The sequence below is a fragment of the Rhodococcus sp. BP22 genome, assembly GCF_014281965.1.
GTDB lineage: Bacteria > Actinomycetota > Actinomycetes > Mycobacteriales > Mycobacteriaceae > Rhodococcoides.
In genome coordinates this window covers 143,016-163,415 of sequence record NZ_JACFTB010000005.1, presented here as the reverse complement: position 1 = coordinate 163,415, position 20,400 = coordinate 143,016, and the positions used below count along the sequence as shown (strand labels likewise).

The window sequence follows — 20,400 nt, the reverse complement described above, 5'->3', positions numbered from 1 at the left end:
TTCAGCATTTCCATGTAACAGAAGTCACACATACGGACGTCGTTTTCTCAATACTCATAGTTCGCCTGGCGACCGCTCATTACAGCGCGATCGGGGGTCTGACTACCACTCGAGGAACCCCGGAGTCGCCCTAGAAATCGATGAACGAAAGACAATCCGCCATACATTCGTTCAGTTCGACTGAAACAATCCATTTATCAATCGAATCCCCCGTTTATTCACGGTGGCGGAGAAGTTGCGACGATGAGACGCAAGGCGAGAGGCCAGCCTTTCTTCAACACTGCCACCGCACGTGATCGGCGAAGGATTCAGCCGATCTTCGCGAAAGGCGCGCAATCCGTCCACCTGAACCCCGCACCAATCGATGCCAAGGCAGTGTTCGGCGCGGTCACGACACCACAGGGGTGGGGTGCCTGTGAACTGCCGAGATACGTGAACCGGGACTGCCACGCACGGACACAACAATCTTGCGACGATCAAACTGACGGCCGACTGCTCACGCCGCATTGCTGTGCGGTTCGGGCGGATCCCCCCGACCTACACAGCCATTCGAGGGCTCAGTTCAGCGCAGGCCCATCACAAGCATGCCGGCCGCTACGATGCCGCCACCGGCGAGACCGATGTACAGATCGATCATGCGGGGCTTGAGGAAGACGCTACGTCTGCGGACTTTGTACATAAGAAGGCATCATGCCGGTGATTGAGTATCAAACCAAGTCATTCGCCCGAATGTTTCTGACGAGCCCTCGTGGTTACAGACCCCCAGCCATGGGCGGACTCTACGACATCAAGCCCGTGCAGACGCCTACATCTGGTCTGTATTTGAAGTTTAAACAAACCAAAGGTACATTTACCGAACACTTCGTGGTGCAGGAGGATGTCTTGATAGGTCTGAACAGCGATGCGACTGCGGAACAGCGTCAATCCAGTGCTCGTCGCCCAGTAGCCGGCTTCCTGCTCTACTCTCGACGTGTCGTACCCCTGCTCGCTGGTGCCCTCGTGTTGGCCGTACTGGTTCTGGCGACGGGCTCGGTATCGGCCTTGTCGCCCGTCGCATGGGTGGCGTTGATCGCAGTGGCACCGTTGACCGTGGTTCTTGTTCGCCAGATCCAAGCCGCATGCGTAGACCACTTCGCCAACCGTCAGCCGCCGGCTGTGTCCACCGAATAGATTCTCCAGCGGACCACGTCCCCCGGACCCACGACGCTCATCTCCCGAGTACCGAGTCCCGCTCCGTCGTCCCACAAACTGGGATACCGAGTGTTGATGGCATCCATCCCTCCGTCGGCCACGGGATCGGAGACCAAGATGTACCGGATGCCACTCGCTGCGGGGTCGTTGAGAACCTCGAAGAAATCGAAGTCGCTGGTGATTACAAATTGGTCCGGTCGGTTCGACGCCAACCAGATTCCCCAACTCTGGAAGCTATCCGAAAGAACCGATCCCTCTGGCAGATTCTGCCGATCCAGCCACTCGGCGATCGCCCTGTCGTCCTGAAACAGTTGAAAGTAGTACTCCTGGTCCATCGGATTCGTCGAGGGCGACACGATCGACCGCAAACCGAACTGCACGCTCTGATTCCCCACTACAGGGTTCAGCATCGATATCCAGGTGACCGGAATGGACGTCACCGCGACGACGAGCATGGCCACACCGGGCAGATGCCGAGCCCATCCCGACGCACCCCGCGCACTCACTGTTACCGGTGACCACCATGTCAAAATCGTGATGACCACAAGCGGAATGACGAAAATGTAGAACCTGAACCACCCGAAGGTGGTACCCGTGATCTGAGCAGCGGCCTGAAAAATGATCACCGCGCCGAACAGGGCGGTAGGTACAAACGAGTCGAGGCGTCGTTGTCTTTGTGCGACAACAGCTGCAATAGCCAACACCACGAGCAGCAACGGCTGCATGCCGAAGATTCGAGCGAGAATCTCGCCACCGGCCGCCGCCAGGTCTACACCGCTCCCGCCTTGGTTCACCGCAGCCACCGATACCTGCGAGGAGTTTCCGTAGGGGGAGGTGATCTGCGAAATCGCCTCCCCGGTCAAGACCCACCCGGCGACTGCCCAGACCACGAATGCTGCCGCCGAGGGCAATCCCACGATCACCCCGTCGTGCAGAGCTGTCCCCAGAGCCCCCTTGTTTCCGGCGGTACCCCGATAACGCAACCAGGTCACCAGAAATACTCCTACGACTGCTGCTGCCGCCACGCTGAGCGCGTCGTAACGCACCAGATAGCTCAGTCCGATCGCGAAACCCGCCCATGCCAAATCGAGCACGTCGTGAGTAGTCATCCACAACAGCAGCCGTCGAACAGCAACGACGACGAAGAAGATGAACGCAGCCTCGCTCAACCCCGTCGCGCCGTACTCGATGATCATGGGATTGAGAGCGAAGGTGGCTACGGCGAGCCACCGCCATACCTGAGGCACGTTCCGGTCCAACGCAATACGACGAACGGCCACCACCGCGAGCGCCATGAATACCGCACTCTGCACCACACCGGCCAAACCCAGCGTCTTCATCTCCGGCCACACCGGAGTCAGCAACAGCAACGGGATCTCGACGACGCTCGGTAGTGGATTCCACACGAACCCGATAGCACCGAGATGCGGGTCACGGCTGAAAATTGTGTAGCCCGCATTGGCCACTCGAGAAGGACCGTCGCCGTCGATCAGGTTGTACGTCGAAGCCAGCAGGTAGCCGACGACGCTGTAGAGCACCGCACACGGGAGGAACAGCGCATAGGTCCAGACACGCTCGTGCCGTGCAGGTTCAGCGATGATCGGGGTCTCGGATCGCCGAACGTCCGTCACCGTCACTACCGGGACGCCGCTCGTTTACGACGTCGATCCATCCACAACCCGGCCACCATCACGGCCGCAGCGACGAGAACGGCCGACGCTCCGATCCAGAGCCACGTCACCCACCCGCGCTCCGGTCCTGAAACTGCCCCTGCCGGTCCGTCGCTCACCACTGTCATCGGCGCAGCCTCACCGCCGACCCCGGCAGCGACGACGTCGCCGGACAGATCCGCCCAACTTCCACCGGCAGTCGCTCGGTCGAGAACCGGCCCGACCAGGGACCACTCCCCCGTCGTCGTGATTGCTACGACGGTCCGATCGCCTTCCGCAAAGACCTGCAAAGACCCGATTCCGCCGTCGACGTCCATAGTCACGCCTTGATCGTTCGAGATCTTCACCGCCCCCTCGGCGACAGCCAACGGCGCCGATATCCCCGCCGCTCCGAGTGAGTCCGCATCGGCCACCACCAGAGCTCCCATGCCGCTACCGACGACCTCGTCCATCGGTGCAACTATCGGCCTCATCGCCGTATTCGCGGTGGTCTGCATCGACGCCACCACGCGCGTCGCGTAAGACAATCCCAGCACGCCATCGGCTTCGGAGTCCTGCTCGTCGAACGCGACCTGGAAGGTGGGCATGAGGCTGGTGGGTAGGGATTTGAAACCGCCGGTGCCGCCGCTACTACCGGACACCGTGACCGTCGACTCCGGGTCGATCGAAAACTGGATCGGAGCAGTGAACTGAGAGCACCCGGCAGTCGGGCTGTAGGTCAGGGCGACATTCAAACCCACGGCGCGGGCTATGGCCCCGCCGGCGACGGAGAACGTCGCGTCCACTCGGCCGGACGAATCCAACTCTTGCGCATGCATCACCTGCCCGCCCGCAGAAATGGTGGCAGTGGCGGTGGCGTCGGACACCGGGGTGTAATCGGCCATCAGATGCACCTCCATATTGCCGGGTTGAGTCAGCCCGAAGGAACTGGAGTCGAAGCCCGAAAACAGTTGCGCGGAGCCGAGAACCGACGTGGATGCGACGGCGCCGAGTTGCTCGAAGGTCAACGTATCGGTGCCCAGAATCTCATCGGCTTCCAGATTGGTCACCGTTGCGGACCGGACCTGAACAATTCGGTCGAGACCGGCAGTGAACACCCCGACCTGATCGGCCAGCGAAGAGCCTGTTCCGTTGAGGACGAGAACGGACCCCGCACCGGTATCGGCGATACCGGCCGCCGGCTCGGTGTCGTCACGCACCACGACCGAGCGGGTCAACCCACCACCACCGGCAGGGACCGGCGCCGTGCGACCCAAAGGCCGCACCGATATCTGCACTGGAATGGGGCCGTACCGATGTACCAGGGCCGCAGCCAGAGTCAGCACACTCTCCTTCTCGGCGGTCGTCGGTTCCGGATCCACGAACACCTCCACGGTATCGAGCACCGAGGGAAAGAACTGCTGGACCGTTTCCGGGACTTGATCTGCAGCAGTGAAACTGACCGCAAGGTCGGCCGCCGTCAGCCGTTGCGGCGCACCGCACACCGCACTCGAACGGTCGAGCGGCCTGACGGTCATCCGCAGTGTCGCCACACCGGCAGCTGCATCGACGGCCGCACCCGCGAGATCTATCGAGAACGGGGCCACGCGCTGACCCGACTCGATGTCCGGGATGTCCGCCGAGCCGAGAAAACGACCGTCAGCCGACGTGACCTCGAGATAGCCCCGTCCGAGTTCGACAGGAGAGCGCAACTGACCGGTCAAGGCGAGCATCGAGCTCCCAGCCGGAACGGGCACCTGCACAGCCTGTTCCACGTCAGCCGCGTCGAAGGCGATCTCCGATCCGAGACCCAATGACGGCCAATTCAGAACCAACGACTCGCCGTCCTGACCCTCGATCGACTCGGAGGGCTGGGACTCGGCGGTCGACGCAAATCCCAGCATCGACAGCGAAAGCACCAGTCCTACTACGAGACCCGAGCATGTCACTCTCACTCGACCACAGATCGCACTCACTTGTTTCCCTCACCATTGTTCGACAGGCCATGAACAGTTTTTTCCCAATACGAAGCACGGAAGAAGAGTTGAAATAGCCCCTTGACCGCCGCGAGACCCTGCATAACCCAGTACGCGGGCACGGTCAGCGCGGCGAGGAGAAGATACGGTTTGTCGGTTGCCCGCGTAGAGATCAGCCCCAACATCAGTGTCACGACGTTTCCCAGGGTGAAGAGCAGCAACGAGATGTAGTAGATCGCGCCGGGTAGGAGCGTCTCCATGATCGCCGGATGCCCGACGTACCAGAACAAGACGCTGCACCAGAAGATCAAGTTGATCACGTTGCTCAACGGCATCCCCAACGTGGTGTTCGCAAACCGCAAAGTCGGAACTACACCAATCTCACGCACCAGTTTTCGCGGCGAACGGAAGTGCACCAGAAAGGTCTGCAAGTAGCCCTTGTACCACCGGGAACGCTGGCGGATCCAATTGACCGGATCGCTGTTCGCTTCCTCGAGAGTCACCGAGTCCATCAGTGCCGTCCGGTAACCGTGACGCGCCAAGCGGACTCCCAAATCGGCATCCTCGGTCACATTGAAGGAGTCCCACCCACCCAGCTCCCGCCACACACTGCTCCTGAAGTGATTCGAGGTTCCACCGAGTGGGATGACGCAGTTGCGTCGAGCAAGCGCGGGAAGCATGTAGGTGAACCACTGGTCGTACTCCATGGCGAACCACTTGGTCAAAATATTCTGCTTCTCGTTGAAGTAACCGAGACGAGCCTGAATGCAGGCTACTTCAGGCGGCGACTCGGCGAACATAACTGCAGCTCTGCGCAATTGAAGTGGATCAGGGATGTCCTCGGCGTCGTAGATGGTGGCGTACTCACTGCGTTCCAACTCGAGCGACATCCCGTAGTTGCAGGCCTTCGGTTTCGTTCGGGGCTCGCTCGGGGGCACCAATACCGGAGTGACGCCGCCTACCCGCTCTTCCTCGAACGCCTCGATGGTGGCGGAGTCGTCGGCTTCGAGCAGCAACAGAATGTCCAACTTGTCGGGTGGGTAGTTCAACCGGCCGACGCCGTCCATCAGCGTCCGAACGATCTCAGGTTCGTCGAAGACTGGAAGCAGGACTGTGTAATGGGGTAACTCGTCATCGGGAACGGCCAGCGCCCTCTCGTCGGATACGCGAACGGCAACACTCTTGGTCATTCCGAGATGCAGCAGGTACGTCTTGTCGATTGTGGACGCCAGGTAATACAGGTTGACGACCACGACGATGGCGGTGAGTGTCTTGTCGGTCGCCAACACCAGTGCCGTCGAGAGCACCAACGCAGACGCGAGCAGCCCGATCACCTGGCCACGTGTGAATGTCACTGCCGCGGACCAACGCGCAGGCAACGCTTGGGTGTAATCAGTCATCGAAGGAGCCGTCCGACAGGATCGAGCCGAGCGTGCCCACCAGGGTGTCCATGTACTTCTCCTGGCCCGAATCCCACTCGGCGCTGCCCTGTTGGCGAGCCAACCAGTCGATCGGTCCCAGTACGGTTCCCTCGAACGTAGGCATCTTCGGCCGGGGAACGTTGCGAGGTTCATCCTCACGCTTCGACATCATGAGATACATGCGCTGGAACACCTTGCTGTCGTCGGCGGACTGTGTCTTCCACGTCCACGCCAACGCTGCCCACAGTGGTTCATTCGGAGTGCTGACCTCGTCGGAGCCGTTCTGCGAACCCACTACTACGACACCATGATCCAATTCGGCGAACTTATCTTTCACACGGGCCGGCGGGTTCGATGCGTACCAGATCGAACCCCGGAAGCTGGAGAGAACACCCGCTGATCCGGCGGTGAACACGTCGAGAAACATCACCCGATCAGGATCTCCAGCGACGTCCAACTCGTACCGGACCACCGAGGCACCGGGGCCCAGAATCGCCGGTCCCCAATCGAACCGTTCCTGCTCACTCACGGTGAAACTATTCGAATCCGCAAGGCTGTCGAGCCAATCGGTCGGGGCGGTCGCCATGCTCGATTCGCGTGTGCGCGAAGCAGGAGCCGGAAGAACCGCAAGCGCGAGCAAGGCCACCAGAGCCAGCACGAACACCGAAATATACGACCGTTGTGGCATATCCAGATACGCCGTGGACGTACGAACTCCAGGACGAAAAAACGCGTACGCGGCCGCGCAGCAAGACGTCACGATGGACGGAACCACCAGACCCGCGGTACTCGACAGCGGTGTCAAGGCCACCGCGCCGAGAACGGTGCACACCGCCACAGCGAACGACAACCTCCAGCGCACCGGCCGGCGCACCATCGCAAACCACACGGCAAGAGTATTGAGACCAGCGACGACGAGGCTGAACACCATGGGGGTGCCGCCGAAGTACGCGGAGGTGAGCACTACCGTTCCCGGGAAGCAGAACGCCGTGAACAGAAGTACGCGCCATCCGCGAAACGCCCGCCTGATGCCGAAATTGAGAATGCATCCGCAGAAGACCACCGCGAAAATTGGCACCAGCTCGATATGCCACAGCGTCGCACTCGCCAATAATCGCGGAATCGCCATATACGTGCAGCCGATAGCCACCACGCATATCACCAGCGCTGCGATCCAGTCCAATTCTTTGTCATCGATGACACGCCCCTGGGTGACCTGACCGACTCCGTACCCGATCATGACCACCCACATCGGCAACAGAACCAGATAGAGCGTGGGCGCACCGTCGACTACTGCGAAAAAGTTGGCGGAAATCACCGGCGCGAATGCGATAGCCGTCGTCCCCGCAGTGAGCAGAAAGCGACCGACAAGAGTGAATTGCCTAGGAGCACGGATACTTCGGGAGATCCGCGCACGCAGATCCTCTTTGTCGGGCGCCTGCACGTGAGCTGTTTGCTCCAACATCATCGACGGATCCGACTAGCCGCGACCGACATCGCGCCTCCCCTTGGCATCTGCCATCACGCCCGATCGCCGCCAGGGTGGCGCACCGGAGAATTACTGCATAGGCAGTAAAGCAAGTAAATCGAAAAAATACAGCACGGTATCCACGTTAGTGAGGTAGCTCACCAACGTGGATAAAACGGGCATTCAGACCGAATAAAGCGCAATATCAATACGAAAGATCATTTATTGCGAGCGGGCTTCACGCGGCGCGTTTTTTTCGACTTATCGCTTGAATGGCACACTGAAATCATTCATTCGTATGAATGAACCATTCAAGCCGGGAAGTTTCCGAGCCGGCGCGAAAAGACGCGAGAAACCCGGTCCACGACGCGGCGATATTCCGGTCGTCGCTGCAGACCGCAGTGTTCCAGCATCGGAATGCTCGCGCCCTGCAGCAACGACAGCATCAGTCAGCACTGCGCGTCGTCGACACCTGCCTCGGCGTAGTACAGCGACGGATACAAGACGTGACCAGCGCCCAGTCGATCGACCTGCCTCCTTTGCTACCGGCAACTGCGATGAAACTGGCGGGGCCCAGGACACCGCGGCTGGGATGACTCCAGCGGGCCAACGCTTCGACGCGACAACGGACCCAGTGTCGAGGTCGACGATGGGTTGGTACCACGGTGCGACTTCATCGGCGGCCAAGGCCACCGCTAGTTCGACGGCGTCGGTCGGACCGACAACCTTGCTCGATACTTATCGGTACACCGACATCGGATCACTTCCGATCACGAGGCTGATGCTCGCATCGGCAGGGTGTCCAACCTGACCTTGTGTCGATGTGGAAGCGCGACTTCGCGATGTCGCGCAGTTGAAACTTGCGTTCGAACATGTTGTTGGCTCGAACTTCGGGTCCAGGCGTTTCGGTATGCAGAATTTTGAACGCGCAACGCAAACATCCATTTTGCTGAATACTTCAATTGAAACAATCCTTTTAATTAAAGTGCATTCTGAGTTGAATTCTGGGCATTGCAGCTAATGTGACATACGCGTCACTTTGAAAGTCAAGCAGAAGTCCTTCAACTGACAAAGCGCTTAATTCTGTGCAATCTTTTCCATCAGGCGCGTTTCGGACTCGATCAGGGTCTGACTCGTGCCACTGCAGGTCAGCACACGCGGAACCGCGACGATCATCACCCCATACACACGGGGTGGCGAACCATCGCCGGCCGCGGAGGCTCATTTAACGCACATATCCGGCAGCGTCGGGGGACACCGGGGTGCGTCTACAAACGCCGCCGCCCAAAAGGACCACACATATGCCACAACCACAATCTGCACCGAGCTCGCATTCCCCAAGACGAATCCGATTTCTCGCCATGCCGTCGGTCGGCATTCTCGCATTGGGCACCGCTGCACTACTGATACTCCCCAATGCAACGGCAGGTGCAGCCACGGCGCCGGTCGGCTTGGGAACTGCGGAAAGCTATGCGGTGCTAGCGGGCACTACGGTCACCAACACAGGCCCATCGGTCGTCTCGGGCGATCTCGGCGTCAGCCCCGGCACCGCCGTCACCGGATTCCCCCCTGGCCTGGTAAACAACGGGGTCATTCACTCTGCGGACGCCGCCGCACTGCAGGCACAGGCGGACCTGACCACCGCCTACAACGACGCTGCAGGGCGGACGCCACCAACGTTGGTTTCGACCGACCTCGGTGGACAAACCCTTGCTCCCGGAGTGTACAAAGCGGACTCTGCGCTCGGACTGACCGGGACAGTAACCCTTGACGCCCAATCAGATCCGGCCGCCGTCTTCATCTTTCAAGCAGGTTCGACGTTGATTACCGCGCCGAACAGCACGGTCAACCTTATCGGCGGCGCTAACCCCTGCAACGTGTTCTGGCAGGTCAGCAGCTCCGCCATACTGGGCACCACCACAACGTTCGTCGGTACCATCATGGCGCTCACCTCGATCACCCTGCAAACCGGAGCCACGGTTGCCGGCCGAGTCCTGGCACGCAATGGTCAAGTCGCACTGGACACCAACGTCATCACACGTCCGACGTGTTCCACGCCGCCGACTACAACCACCGCGCCACCGACCACAACCACCACCGTGCCACCCACAACTACGACCACCGTGCCGCCCACCACCACAACAACGACACCTCCGATTACCACCACAACCACCGCACCGCCGATCACCACCACCACAACAACCACACCGCCGATCACCACCACCACCACAACAACCACGCCTCCGATCACCACCACCACAACAACCGTCCCCCCGGTGGTCATCACCATCCCCCCGATTCCCGGACTACCTTCGATTCCCGGTGTCCCCCCGGTGATCACGATTCCGCCGATCCCTGGAGCACCGAATGTGCCGGGCGTACCGAATGTGCCAGGCGTACCCAACGTGCCAGGAGCCCCCAATGCCCCGGGCGTACCCAATGCTCCAGGCACACCCAATGCTCCCGGCACACCCAATGCTCCCGGCGTTCCGAACGCACCGGGGACATCCAACGCGCCAGGTACACCTAATGCACCGCAAGCTCCAGCCCCCAACGGTGGTCCGAGCACCAATGCACCCGGTGGCCAGATCACGCAGATTCCCAACGGTGGAGTCGATACCGGTGACGGCAGTACCGCTCAGCAGAGCAATACGCGTCAATCGGCACCGATGTGGACGGCCGCGGTGGTACTCGTCGGTGGAGCCGGACTGATAGTCGCTCGGCGCCAGAACCGAAACATCAACGGCAGCTGATGTTCTCCCACCGCCACTCGGGATACAACGATCGTCCCACCGCGCCTCGACATCGGGGCGCGGTGGGAGGGCTCGTCACTGCGGTTGCACTCGCGATAGCGCTTATCACCGGATGCGGCGCGTCGACAGATACCGATACGTCGACGGTCAACCAGCCGCTATCGTTGGCCGACTCCCCCAGTTCAGCTTCGTCGGCCACACCACAACCGGCCGCGCCGTCGCTTGCACCTTCGGAAGATCCGCAGGCCATCGAGACGGCGGTTGCTGTCGCGCCGCTCTCGGCGTCGACGCCGGTGCGGATCGAGATTCCGGCAATCGGTGTCGATTCCGACCTCATCGGATTGGGGCTGCAGGCCGACGGCACCATGGAGGTGCCGTCGGGTGGATTCCCTGGCGGCTGGTACGACGGTTCACCTACCCCGGGTGAGATGGGCCCCTCCATCGTCGCCGGGCACGTGGATTGGGGCGGCGACCCTGGGATTTTCTATCGTCTACGCGAACTGAACAGCGGGGACAGTGTCGTCGTCAGCCGTCAGGATGACAGCGTGCTGACCTTCACCGTCTCGGACATCGAGCAGTATCCCAAAGCCGAGTTTCCGACGGCATCGGTGTACGGCGATATCGACTATGCCGGTCTCAGATTGATCACTTGCGGCGGTGCGTTCGACAGCGATGCCGCGAGTTACGACGACAACATCGTCGTGTACGCAGCTCTCACTTGAACCCAGCAGAAGAGTCAAGTTCGTCACCGACGAGCTCTCCACTATGCGGCAGCGAAGGCATCGCTGCCGCATAGTGGTTCGCGAACAACGCCATCGAAACGGAGGACCACGCCTGGAGGCGTGGTTACGCAAATGTAAGACCTGCGACGTAACCCCCATCGCAGCGAACGCGATCAACGCGGTCCATTCGTAACATGCGCCCTGTTCAGCTACTTTCGTGGTCCTCGCTCGGCCAGAACACACACGCGATGAGCACCAGCGCCCAAATTCCAATCGGAAGTCCCGGCCAGAACTTGATCGCAGATCCGTCCATCAGACTTTGCACTCCCCAAATGCCCACCATCAGCACCGAACCGCCGAGCCAGTACTGCCACTCTCTGAGCCACTCGCGTAGTTCATCCCGTTTACGTTTTTCGCTCGCGGTGGTGGCCGGCAGCAAAGGAGGCAGGTCAATCAGAGTGGCTGTGATCTGGTCGATCGATTGAGCGCTGTTCACGTCCTCGATCCGATCGTTGTACTCCTCACCGCTCAAAGCCCCTCTGGCTAGAGCGTCCGTCAGGTGGAGAGTTGCATCGAGGCGCTCTGCGTCAGTGGCTCGACGAGTTGGCAGGTAGTCGGACATGTTTCGGACTCCATTCGATCGACACTGACAACAGGCAGCATAGAATACGTTTGTATTCTATGCTGCCTGTTGTGCCCCCGACCTACAACCCCAGCGAGCGACGGCGACATGTCGGAAACATGCTGCTGGAATTGATCGCCGACGAAGGCCTCGCCGGAACAAACATCCGAGCAGTCGCTGAACGCGCAGGCTGCTCCGTCGGGGCAATCCAGAAGTACTTCCGCACCAAGGACGAGATGCTCGAATTCGCACTACAACTCGTGGGCGAACGAGTGGAAGCAAGGCTCCAGTCGGTCGATCGCACCGGCACACTCGTCGACGTCGTGCGGAGTTGGTTACTCGCCACGCTCCCACTCGACGCCGACAGAAGAGCCGAAGCCCGAATTTGGGCGGAGTTTTCAGTCCGGGCGATCGGACATCGCCCCTATTCCGAAGCCGCCATTGCAGTCGACAACGACATTCGTGCAGCACTCACCGAGTATCTCGAGGAGGGGCGACGACAAGGCGCCGTTTCTGCAGACATCGAAACTTCAACTGTGGCCGATGCATTGATCGCAACCAGTGACGGTCTTGCGCTGACGATGCTCTACGACGAGGGCAGAGAAGTGGAAGCGTTGGCCGCATTGGACGTTGTAATCAACCGGCTCCTCCCACTCCCTGGAACCTGACGCCCAACAACAAGGCAAGGGGTAAGGGGTTCGAGTCCCCTCACCTCCCAACTCAATCTCAGTAGCGCGGGCCGACCGCGGCAGGCGCACCGTCGAGGATCCCGAGATCCTCTGCAGAAAGAGTGAGCTGCGCAGCCAGGAGATTGGCGTCGAGGTGAGTCACCTTCGTCGTTCCCGGGATCGGGATGACGTGCTGCCCCTGCGCCAACACCCACGCCAACGCGATGGCTGCCGGCGTCGTGGCGTGGCGATCGGCGACTGACGCGAGGGCGTCGACGATCGCTTGGTTTTGTTGCGCCGCCGAACCGGTGAACCGGGGAAGGGTAGTCCTGAAGTCGCTCGACGGCAGGGCCGCAGTGTCGAGGCTCCCGGTCAGGAACCCGCGCCCCAGCGGTGAGAAAGCAACGAACACCGCGTCGTGCTCACGGGTCCAGTCGACGATGTTCCCGACAGCGGCACCATCAGGAGTATCGCCCTGCCCCAATGCGTCCCGGGTCCATACCGATAGTTCGGATTGAACAGCCGCCACCGGGTGGATACCATGCGCCGCCTCGGCTTGCTCGACGGTGACTTCACTCAAACCCAACGCTCGAACCTTGCCTGCAGCAACAAGATCGGACAGCGCTCCCCACGATTCCTCGATCGGCACCTGATCATCGACGCGGTGCAGGTAGTAGAGATCGATGGTGTCGATTCCGAGGCGCCGCAGACTGTCATCGCACGCCTTCCGAAGGTGATCCGGGCGGCCATTACGTGTCAGCGTCGGCTTCCCGCTGTCCATGGAACCGATCAGGCCCGCCTTCGTCGCGATGACGACGTCGGCGTCAGCCACAGCGTCGCCGACAATCCTTTCGTTCTCTCCGGCGGCGTAAGCGTCACTGGTATCGAAGAAATCGATTCCCGACGCGAGTGCGTGGGCAAGAATCTCCGAACCTGTGCGAGCCGAATCCGCGTCGTCGCGCGCATAGGCCCAGTTGATGCCCATGCAGCCGAGCCCGATGGCACTGACGTCGCGGTCGAGGGCGGGGATTCTACGAGTTGATATTGACATGTGTGTACCCACTTACTGGTCGTTGTCCGTTGGATTGGGGACTGCGGCACCCTCGCAGTCCAGCCCCTCCGAGATGAGGAGTTCGTAGTGTGAAATCTTCGACTCCAAAGCGTTGCTGGCATCGGTGAGGTGCCGTTGACGCTCCGCGATACGCGCACGGTGCGCGGAGAGAATAGCGACCCGCTGACGGTGCGTGGCCGGACCGCCGTCGATGAGCTTCACGAAATCGCGCATATCAGCAGTCGGCATACCCGTCGACCGAAGGCGAACAAGCAGATTCAGCAAGGAGACCAACCTCGGCGTGAAAACGCGTCGACCATTTGCTGATCGGGGAATGTCAGGAGTCAACCCCTCTCGCTCGTACCACCGAAGCGTGTCCTGGGTCAGCCCCGAGCATTCCGCCATCTCGGCAATTCCGATGCCCTCGGGTCGGCCAGTCGATGTTTGCCGTGCTGGTGCACTCATGAATGCGACAGTACGTCTTGGAGTGCACTCCAAGACAACCTTCGATTCCGCGCTCCCCGTCCACCTGCACGGGGCATTCAGTCATCGATGACGGCCAGCCCCCGCCTCCTGAGATCATCCAACCGATCTCGCATGGTGCGCTGCTGTTCGGGTGAATGTCCGACCCAGTCCGCTATTTCGCCAACAATGCTGACGGGTTCGCGCGTGCGATAGGAACGGGTCGGATTGCCAGGATACTTCTTGTCCGTCACATTGGGGTCGTCCTCGATTGCACCTTCGGGCTCCACAATGAAAATCCGAGCCGGACCGTCACCCGTCGCCAACTCGGCCCCCCACACAGCAGCATCGAGGGTCGAAGTCATATAGATGTGATTCGAAATTCGGCCGGTCTCGAAATTCGAAGGACGGCCGGGCACAAGCAGATCGCCTATCGACACGTTGGCCTTGGTTCCGTGAAGCAGCGCACCCGAGGCGTGCACTTCGAAAGGTTTCAGCGGGTTCGTCACGTCGATCTCCGTCTGTCGCAGTACGTGGACTGACGATTGTGCAGCGCTATGGGGGCCTTGCCGCAAGCCCCTCACCCAGCTATAAATTGAAAGAGGCAGGAACTTTCCCGCCGGTTCTCCGCACTCCCCCGTAAATCCCCTGCCGGGTGATGAGCCGCTGAAGTACGACGTCGGAAGCCCATGCGGACACTCGGACACCTTGCCCGGTCGGGGCGAATACAACGAGCCCATCGCGCTGCGGGCCGAGCACCGAACCCCAGCGACGCTTCGGTGGTCGGTAGTCACGCAGCGAAGAGCCCTCGAGATGCGAACGAACGTTGCGAGCAACGAGCGCGTGGCCCCGATTGCGAGCGGAAGTCCGCAGCGGATCGGTGGCAGCGACATCACCTACCGCGAACACATTCTCATGCCCGACCACGCGCAACGACGGCTGCACCGCCACGAAACCTCGGTCGTCGAGCATCTCCCCCGGCAGCCACGCGGTGTTCGGTTCGACGCGGCCGATCGCCCAGATCACGACGTCGGCCACCACGGGCGGCTGCCCCGTCGACCACGTCACCGGTGCGTCGGTCAATCGATGGGCGTCATTGCCCGACGGCAGTTCCGCACGGAAACCTGGATGCACGCCGACGCCGAGGCGCGCCAGCCGAGCTTCGACCCGCTGCCAGACGCGTCGATGATGATGCGGCAGTGCACGTTCGCCGGGGAAATAGAGGTCCACCTTCTTCGTCGGCCATCGTTCGGCGACCTGAGCTGCGGAACTCGACGCTGCCGCACCGCCGCCGACGATCACCACCGAATTCGCCGCTGCAATGCGCTGGTGCGCCGAGTCGATGTCGGCGTCGACACCCGCAGCGTCCTGCACAGTGGGTCGACGCCAGAAACCGTTGGCCACTCCCGTGGCGATCACCAGGACGTCGTACGGTTCCTCGGCGGTAGAGCCGTCGGCGCAGGTGATGCGGACAGTCCGAGCGTCGGTGTCCAGTGCACAAACACTGCCATGCACGACGCGCACATGGTCGAGACCCCGGAACCTGTCGTACGCGATGCGGTAGTCACGCACCCACGCCTCCGGGCGGGCCAACCTCAGGCCGAGCTCTTGACCACTGACGAACCCCGGCTTCGTGGAGATACCGACGACGTCACCGAGCCGTCGAAGCGCAATGGCCGTCAGCACACCGGTGTCACCGAGCCCGGCGACCACGAACCGGGGACGGCTCACGCGTGAATCTTCTTCGGCGGGCGCGGAACGAAACGAGGCACCCGGGCCACGACGTCGCCATACTCGGGCCGTCGCTGCAGACTGCGCTGTTCCATCATCGGAATGCTCGCGCCGAGCAGCAACGCCAACATGACGGCGGCACCGGCGAACACCCACCACGCGCCCGGATAGGCAGCAAACCCGAACAGCCCGAACGAAAGCCACACGCCGAACTCGCCGAAGTAATTCGGATGCCTCGACCACGACCACAATCCGGAGTCCATGATCTGACCCGGCGACTTGGTGGCGACGAAGCGGTGCATCTGCAGATCGGCGATCGTCTCGATGCTCACCGCACCGACACCCACGACGAACGCGACGACGTCGAGCGCACCGAACGGCTCACCGGCCCTCGTCGCGACGACATAGACCGGGATCAGCCCGGCAAACACCTGAAGTGTCGGAAAGACATGAATCGCACAGAGATCCGCGCCGAACCCGAACCGACCCGCGCGCTCACGCAGCAGCGGATACCGCCAATCCTCATGATGAAGACCAGGGAAACTGTAAATCCAATTGACAGTGAGCCGCACCGACCACGCCAGCATCACCGCCATCATCAGCCACCACCGGAGCTCGTCGACCCCTGCCCCGGCGTCGACCCACCAGTAGAACGCCAGCAGCGGAGGCAACACCGACCAATACGCGTCGTAGAAGCTCGAATTGCGGTGAATCCGGCTCGCCGCGAAAATCACCAGCGTTGCAATCAGATCGGCGATCAGCCCGTCGAGCCACAAGTAGCCGGTATCCGGCCCCCACACCAGCCACACAAATCCGGCGGCAATGGCAATCACATAGACAACCGCGACTCGCGCGAACGACGCACCTCGGCTCATGGGTGGATGCTAGTTCTCCAGCCCTCTGTCCGTGAGCAGATCGGAGTCAACGAATCAGACCACTCCCCGACGCTTTCGCAGAACCACGAATGCCGCACCCGCCGCCAGGACCGAGCCGACGGAAACAGCGGTGGACGTCCACATCCAGGCGGTCGGGGAGAACTTCGGCTCGATCGTGGTGAGCGGGGTGTAGGCCGTCCAACCGAACTCGGCGACGATCGGAATCGACACCGCGATCGGCGTCGTCACCGACATCGTCGCGGCGGGTGTAGCCGTAGGAAGCAGCGACGCGTAGAGCAAGCCGACGGCGAAGGGAAGCACGAAAGCATTGGCTCCCATATTGATCCAGTCGACCGGTGGATCGGTGAACAATCCCGTAGCAGCGACCACCGCCAGGAGCGCGAAACCCACCATCGCTGAACGCCATCGCCACCCGACCACCGAGCCCGCCAACAACAGCGCAACGAACACCAGCGCCGTCGACATCTCGAACGACCCGGTGGGGCCGGCACCCAGATATGCCAGCGCGGCCAAAACGACGGCTCCTGTCGCAGCAGGAAGGGCGAACGCCGCGCCGACCAGTAGCGGGATCACCACCAGCCCGAGTAACCACCGATTCTGCATGGCCTCGCCGGTCCCGAGGCTGAACACCGATCGCTGAAACAGCCAGTACAGCACCAACCCTGCTACAGGAATCACAATCCCTACCAACAGCATTCGGCCTTTGTTGTCCACGGGTACGGGTTCTTTTTCGAACGCTTTCATCCACGCCGATACAGCCAACAGGACAGCGAACACACCCAGCGCGACCAGTAGATACCTTTGCGGTGCATCAGGTTCGAGGTAGTCGGCGTAGCGAGCCGGGATGCCTTCGCTCTCCAGCGGGCCCGCCATGACCGCCCCGGAGACCACGCCGACCACCAGAGCACACTGCAATGTACGACGCTCCCGCATGCCGGTCAGTGCCGCGACGCCGCCGAGAATCAGCCCCGCCGCAAGCGCCCGCAATTGCAGTTCCCCTGCCGGTTGCACCAGCGACACGACCGCAAGTAGCACGATGCCGAATCCCGCTGCCGCACCGACACTCCGGGTGCGTGAGACGACGGTTGCAATCACCACCGCAACAATCGCACCGAGCGTCGCCGCGGATGCCGCGCTGTCGAAGAAGACGTCGAGGCGGTCGCCACCGGAGACGAACGCGAAGTTGTGCGAGACCGTCGTCGTCAGCGTCAACGCCGCCACGAACGCCCCCGCCAACAGTGTCACGTGCGCGAGTGCGAGTTTCATGTTCATCAGTTGACGTTCTGCAAAAAGACCACGAAGACAAGTATGCCAACGAGCAAAACGGTGTTGGCCTGCCAATAGCGCTGCAGCACAGCCGCGAATTCGCGTAGGAAAGCCTTTTGTAAGTAGGGCCGGGCAGTTCTGGCCCCCGTCACATGAGCGTTGATAGCCAGATCGCGGGTGAGCCCTGCTGTCCGCAGCACATGAAAGTCACTGGTGACGACAATCATCGGCTCGGACGTCAGGCCCGCCGAGTCCAGTAACTCCTTGCTGTACACGAGATTCTCACGGGTATTTCGCGACTCCGTCTCCGCAAAGACCTTCGCCTCCGCGACGCCCCGCGCAGCGAGGTACTGCTTCATCGCAGTGGCTTCGGGCACCGACTCGTCGGTCCCCTGGCCACCCGACACGATTAGAGCAGGCCAGCCTCCGGCGTCGACCTGGCCGTTGTACACCTCGAGCGCACGATCCAACCGGCTCGCCAACAATGGAGTGACGCTGCCGCCCGGACCCAACTCACAGCCCAACGCGACGACGGATGCACTCCCCTCCGGTGGCTCGGTGCGGCCGTAGATCAAGGCGTACACGGCAAACGCTGCGAGCTGCACAGCCAACAACACCGCCGCCCACAGCACGAAAAACCACAACTCGAGAACGACCACCGCAATCAGAAGTACAAGCCCGAGCACCGCGACGAGGCCAAGCGCAACCGCACGTGCGTCAAAGGACATTTGTCGAACCTATCCGACAGCTATGCCCCACCGCAGGTTTCGACGATCCGCTCACGGTCCGCGGGCACGGACCAGGTGCTGATCGCCGACTAGCCGCCGATGGGGCCGTTACAGCGGTCGACGTCGATCCCGGCGATCTCGAACACCTCCGAGTGGGTCGCTGAGGCGAACGGCGCTGCCGAACCGGTATCGAACGTGGGAAATGCTGAGCGAGTCGCGGTGACCTTGACGGTGAGGTCGCCGATGCCGGTGTCGATGTCACGGACGCCGACCTCGTTGCCAACAGTGAAGATCGATTGACGTCCGGACTGTCCCGTGTTCTTGTTCGTCCATTCCACGGTTGCCGAATTGAAAGGGAAGAAGTGCCCAAGGTCGAACGGATTCGTCGACGGTGGCGCATCGACGTCGAAGGCATTGGCACTCAAGGCCTGTTCGAGGGGGCTGATGCCCTTGCCCTGATCCCAATGGCAGACGGTCATCGCACCGAACCGAATGGTGTGCTCCCCGCCGAGGGGATAGGCCATCGGCACGTCTCGGCCGACGGCGTCAGCTTGCGCAGTGGGGGCCAAGGCAGCCACCAACCCGACAGCGGCGCTCATCACTCCCAGCACGACTACCTGTCGCCTTCTGGATTTCTGATGATGTCGCATGATGTGAACTCCTGCCTCTGCTCCGAGTTTTCGGTTTGTCGGCGCGAGCATAACGCGCCGGCACCGCGGCGCGAGTCGATAACCGGCACGATATGGTGCGTGGCCATTCCCCTGTCAGTGCTCAGAACTGACCAAAGTCTGCGACCAATTGGTCAGCTGAACCTTGCATCCCAGGACACAGGGGCTGGCATAGCGCCTACAGTTTGCCGGCGGCGATCAGCTCGACAGGGTCGGCAAGGTCGACGGTGCCGAGATAGCCCCCGCGCTGCGCGATCGCATCGTGCACGCCGAATCCCAGAATATTCTGCGACTCGCGCGGCAGGGTGCGAACCTGTTCCAGCGGGATCGACAGGTACTGGTTCTCCTCGGTTCGCAGCCAACCGACGCTGTAACTGATGTGCATCCCCCGGCGCCACTGGTCGGCCGTAGTGTTGGCGCCGGCGGCGTGGATTGTGGAACCGAGATAGATGATGCCCGAGCCCGCCTTCATCACCGCGGGGATGGCCTCGGCGTCGGTCGGCCGGCGTTGCACGTCCCACAGGTGACTGCCCGGGATCACGCGGGTGGCACCGTTGTCCGCGGTGAAGTCACGCAGGGCCAGCACCGAGGCCAACATGATGGTCGGCCGCGGTTTGGCCAAGTGAACCCACACGTCCTCGTCTCGATGAAGCGGCTGCGGGGTGCCGCCGGGTCCGCGGTTGAGTACGTGGGCAAGGTTGAGCTGATAAGTCGCGCAGTTGGGCAAAAGCACCTCGTCGCAGACCGCGCGATAGATCGGGTGGGTAAGCACCTCGGTGGCGAACACTTCGGACTTGGCAGCCAGCCCGGCCAGATGCTCGGTGCGGTCGCCGAAGAAGGCCGCCACCCCCGCATTGACGAAGCCTCGCTCGTCGCCCTGAGCGCTTTCGTTCAGGTGTACATCCAGCTCCTCGTTGAAGCGCCGCAGCAGATCCTGATCCAGCAGGTCTTCGACGATCACGGCACCATGCTCTTGCAGCGCGTCGGTGATGTCCTGCATGGGCCCGGAGGCGTGAATACGGGGAAGATCGGTCATGAGCACTCCTGAGTGTCTAATTTGCGGCTAGATGCACACAACCAGACATTCCCCACTAAAGCAACAGTTGTCGCTTTAAGGCATTCGTTCGG

At 61.5% G+C, this 20,400-nt stretch carries 19 protein-coding genes; 5 read left to right on the top strand and 14 right to left on the bottom strand.

Annotated elements, in window-relative coordinates; genetic code table 11:
• Window positions 1-864: 864 nt before the first annotated feature.
• The gene (locus tag H2510_RS12565) at window positions 865-1,170 is read left to right on the top strand and encodes a hypothetical protein (RefSeq protein ID WP_186628651.1); all 306 of its coding nucleotides are present in this window, start codon (window positions 865-867) and stop codon (window positions 1,168-1,170) included.
• Here H2510_RS12565 and H2510_RS12560 read toward each other — a convergent pair.
• Genes H2510_RS12560 through H2510_RS12545 form a run of 4 tightly spaced genes read right to left on the bottom strand, consistent with a single transcriptional unit; the run spans window position 1,143 to window position 7,705 of the window.
• On the bottom strand, window positions 1,143-2,828 hold the full coding sequence (locus H2510_RS12560) for a hypothetical protein (RefSeq protein ID WP_186628650.1): 1,686 nt from the start codon (window positions 2,826-2,828) through the stop codon (window positions 1,143-1,145). The genes H2510_RS12565 and H2510_RS12560 overlap by 28 nt on opposite strands.
• Entirely contained in the window at window positions 2,828-4,816 is a 1,989-nt protein-coding gene (locus H2510_RS12555; RefSeq protein WP_186628649.1) for a hypothetical protein, read from the bottom strand. Before H2510_RS12555 ends, H2510_RS12560 begins: the two co-directional genes overlap by 1 nt.
• Window positions 4,813-6,216 (bottom strand): glycosyltransferase family 2 protein, encoded by a 1,404-nt coding sequence (locus H2510_RS12550; RefSeq protein ID WP_186628648.1) that lies wholly within the window; start codon window positions 6,214-6,216, stop codon window positions 4,813-4,815. Before H2510_RS12550 ends, H2510_RS12555 begins: the two co-directional genes overlap by 4 nt.
• Window positions 6,209-7,705, bottom strand: coding sequence for a hypothetical protein (locus H2510_RS12545; protein WP_186628647.1), 1,497 nt, complete (start codon window positions 7,703-7,705; stop codon window positions 6,209-6,211). Before H2510_RS12545 ends, H2510_RS12550 begins: the two co-directional genes overlap by 8 nt.
• Window positions 7,706-8,297: 592 nt before the next feature.
• Between H2510_RS12545 and H2510_RS21075 the strand changes: the two genes are divergently transcribed.
• From H2510_RS21075 to H2510_RS12530, 3 genes are all read left to right on the top strand, one after another.
• A complete protein-coding gene (locus tag H2510_RS21075; protein ID WP_186628646.1) occupies window positions 8,298-8,516 on the top strand; it encodes a hypothetical protein in 219 nt (72 codons plus the stop codon).
• A gap of 550 nt (window positions 8,517-9,066) precedes the next feature.
• The gene (locus H2510_RS12535; RefSeq protein ID WP_222438691.1) at window positions 9,067-10,458 is read left to right on the top strand and encodes an ice-binding family protein; all 1,392 of its coding nucleotides are present in this window, start codon (window positions 9,067-9,069) and stop codon (window positions 10,456-10,458) included.
• The gene (locus H2510_RS12530; RefSeq protein ID WP_186628644.1) at window positions 10,458-11,180 is read left to right on the top strand and encodes a class F sortase; all 723 of its coding nucleotides are present in this window, start codon (window positions 10,458-10,460) and stop codon (window positions 11,178-11,180) included. The genes H2510_RS12535 and H2510_RS12530 overlap by 1 nt, the downstream gene beginning before the upstream one ends.
• A 205-nt stretch (window positions 11,181-11,385) precedes the next feature.
• On the opposite strand, the gene H2510_RS12525 is transcribed toward H2510_RS12530, so the two are convergent.
• Window positions 11,386-11,802: a DUF1707 domain-containing protein gene (locus H2510_RS12525; protein ID WP_186628643.1), complete on the bottom strand. Its 417-nt coding sequence runs from the start codon at window positions 11,800-11,802 to the stop codon at window positions 11,386-11,388.
• Between the two features lie 71 nt (window positions 11,803-11,873).
• Between H2510_RS12525 and H2510_RS12520 the strand changes: the two genes are divergently transcribed.
• Window positions 11,874-12,470: a TetR/AcrR family transcriptional regulator gene (locus H2510_RS12520; protein WP_186628642.1), complete on the top strand. Its 597-nt coding sequence runs from the start codon at window positions 11,874-11,876 to the stop codon at window positions 12,468-12,470.
• Between the two features lie 58 nt (window positions 12,471-12,528).
• Here the strand turns inward: H2510_RS12520 and H2510_RS12515 are convergent, their stop codons facing one another.
• The 9 genes from H2510_RS12515 to H2510_RS12475 form a co-directional block, all read right to left on the bottom strand.
• Window positions 12,529-13,521 carry an aldo/keto reductase gene (locus H2510_RS12515; RefSeq protein WP_186628641.1) on the bottom strand — a complete coding sequence of 331 codons (993 nt, stop codon included), beginning with the start codon at window positions 13,519-13,521 and terminating at the stop codon, window positions 12,529-12,531.
• A gap of 12 nt (window positions 13,522-13,533) precedes the next feature.
• Window positions 13,534-13,986 (bottom strand): MerR family transcriptional regulator, encoded by a 453-nt coding sequence (locus tag H2510_RS12510; RefSeq protein WP_186628640.1) that lies wholly within the window; start codon window positions 13,984-13,986, stop codon window positions 13,534-13,536.
• 77 nt (window positions 13,987-14,063) lie between these two features.
• The gene (gene arr / locus H2510_RS12505; protein ID WP_397517362.1) at window positions 14,064-14,498 is read right to left on the bottom strand and encodes an NAD(+)--rifampin ADP-ribosyltransferase; all 435 of its coding nucleotides are present in this window, start codon (window positions 14,496-14,498) and stop codon (window positions 14,064-14,066) included.
• 73 nt (window positions 14,499-14,571) lie between these two features.
• Window positions 14,572-15,714, bottom strand: coding sequence for an FAD-dependent oxidoreductase (locus H2510_RS12500; protein WP_186628638.1), 1,143 nt, complete (start codon window positions 15,712-15,714; stop codon window positions 14,572-14,574).
• Window positions 15,711-16,589, bottom strand: coding sequence for a DUF1295 domain-containing protein (locus H2510_RS12495; protein ID WP_186628637.1), 879 nt, complete (start codon window positions 16,587-16,589; stop codon window positions 15,711-15,713). The genes H2510_RS12500 and H2510_RS12495 overlap by 4 nt, the downstream gene beginning before the upstream one ends.
• 54 nt (window positions 16,590-16,643) lie before the next feature.
• Window positions 16,644-17,876, bottom strand: coding sequence for a hypothetical protein (locus H2510_RS12490; RefSeq protein WP_261392903.1), 1,233 nt, complete (start codon window positions 17,874-17,876; stop codon window positions 16,644-16,646).
• A gap of 5 nt (window positions 17,877-17,881) precedes the next feature.
• A complete protein-coding gene (locus H2510_RS12485; RefSeq protein WP_186628635.1) occupies window positions 17,882-18,604 on the bottom strand; it encodes a YdcF family protein in 723 nt (240 codons plus the stop codon).
• 89 nt (window positions 18,605-18,693) lie between these two features.
• Window positions 18,694-19,203: a hypothetical protein gene (locus H2510_RS12480; RefSeq protein ID WP_186628634.1), complete on the bottom strand. Its 510-nt coding sequence runs from the start codon at window positions 19,201-19,203 to the stop codon at window positions 18,694-18,696.
• Between the two features lie 247 nt (window positions 19,204-19,450).
• The gene (locus tag H2510_RS12475) at window positions 19,451-20,308 is read right to left on the bottom strand and encodes a phytanoyl-CoA dioxygenase family protein (protein ID WP_136170179.1); all 858 of its coding nucleotides are present in this window, start codon (window positions 20,306-20,308) and stop codon (window positions 19,451-19,453) included.
• Window positions 20,309-20,400: the final 92 nt, after the last annotated feature.

Coding starts and splice junctions, on each gene's coding strand:
- H2510_RS12550 (WP_186628648.1), bottom strand. CDS start 6,216: ATGACTGATTACACCCAAGCGTTGCCTGCGCGTTGGTCCGCGGCAGTG.
- H2510_RS12545 (WP_186628647.1), bottom strand. CDS start 7,705: ATGATGTTGGAGCAAACAGCTCACGTGCAGGCGCCCGACAAAGAGGAT.
- H2510_RS21075 (WP_186628646.1), top strand. CDS start 8,298: ATGACTCCAGCGGGCCAACGCTTCGACGCGACAACGGACCCAGTGTCG.
- H2510_RS12535 (WP_222438691.1), top strand. CDS start 9,067: ATGCCGTCGGTCGGCATTCTCGCATTGGGCACCGCTGCACTACTGATA.
- H2510_RS12530 (WP_186628644.1), top strand. CDS start 10,458: ATGTTCTCCCACCGCCACTCGGGATACAACGATCGTCCCACCGCGCCT.
- H2510_RS12525 (WP_186628643.1), bottom strand. CDS start 11,802: ATGTCCGACTACCTGCCAACTCGTCGAGCCACTGACGCAGAGCGCCTC.
- H2510_RS12515 (WP_186628641.1), bottom strand. CDS start 13,521: ATGTCAATATCAACTCGTAGAATCCCCGCCCTCGACCGCGACGTCAGT.
- H2510_RS12510 (WP_186628640.1), bottom strand. CDS start 13,986: ATGAGTGCACCAGCACGGCAAACATCGACTGGCCGACCCGAGGGCATC.
- H2510_RS12495 (WP_186628637.1), bottom strand. CDS start 16,589: ATGAGCCGAGGTGCGTCGTTCGCGCGAGTCGCGGTTGTCTATGTGATT.
- H2510_RS12490 (WP_261392903.1), bottom strand. CDS start 17,876: ATGAAACTCGCACTCGCGCACGTGACACTGTTGGCGGGGGCGTTCGTG.
- H2510_RS12485 (WP_186628635.1), bottom strand. CDS start 18,604: ATGTCCTTTGACGCACGTGCGGTTGCGCTTGGCCTCGTCGCGGTGCTC.
- H2510_RS12480 (WP_186628634.1), bottom strand. CDS start 19,203: ATGAGCGCCGCTGTCGGGTTGGTGGCTGCCTTGGCCCCCACTGCGCAA.
- H2510_RS12475 (WP_136170179.1), bottom strand. CDS start 20,308: ATGACCGATCTTCCCCGTATTCACGCCTCCGGGCCCATGCAGGACATC.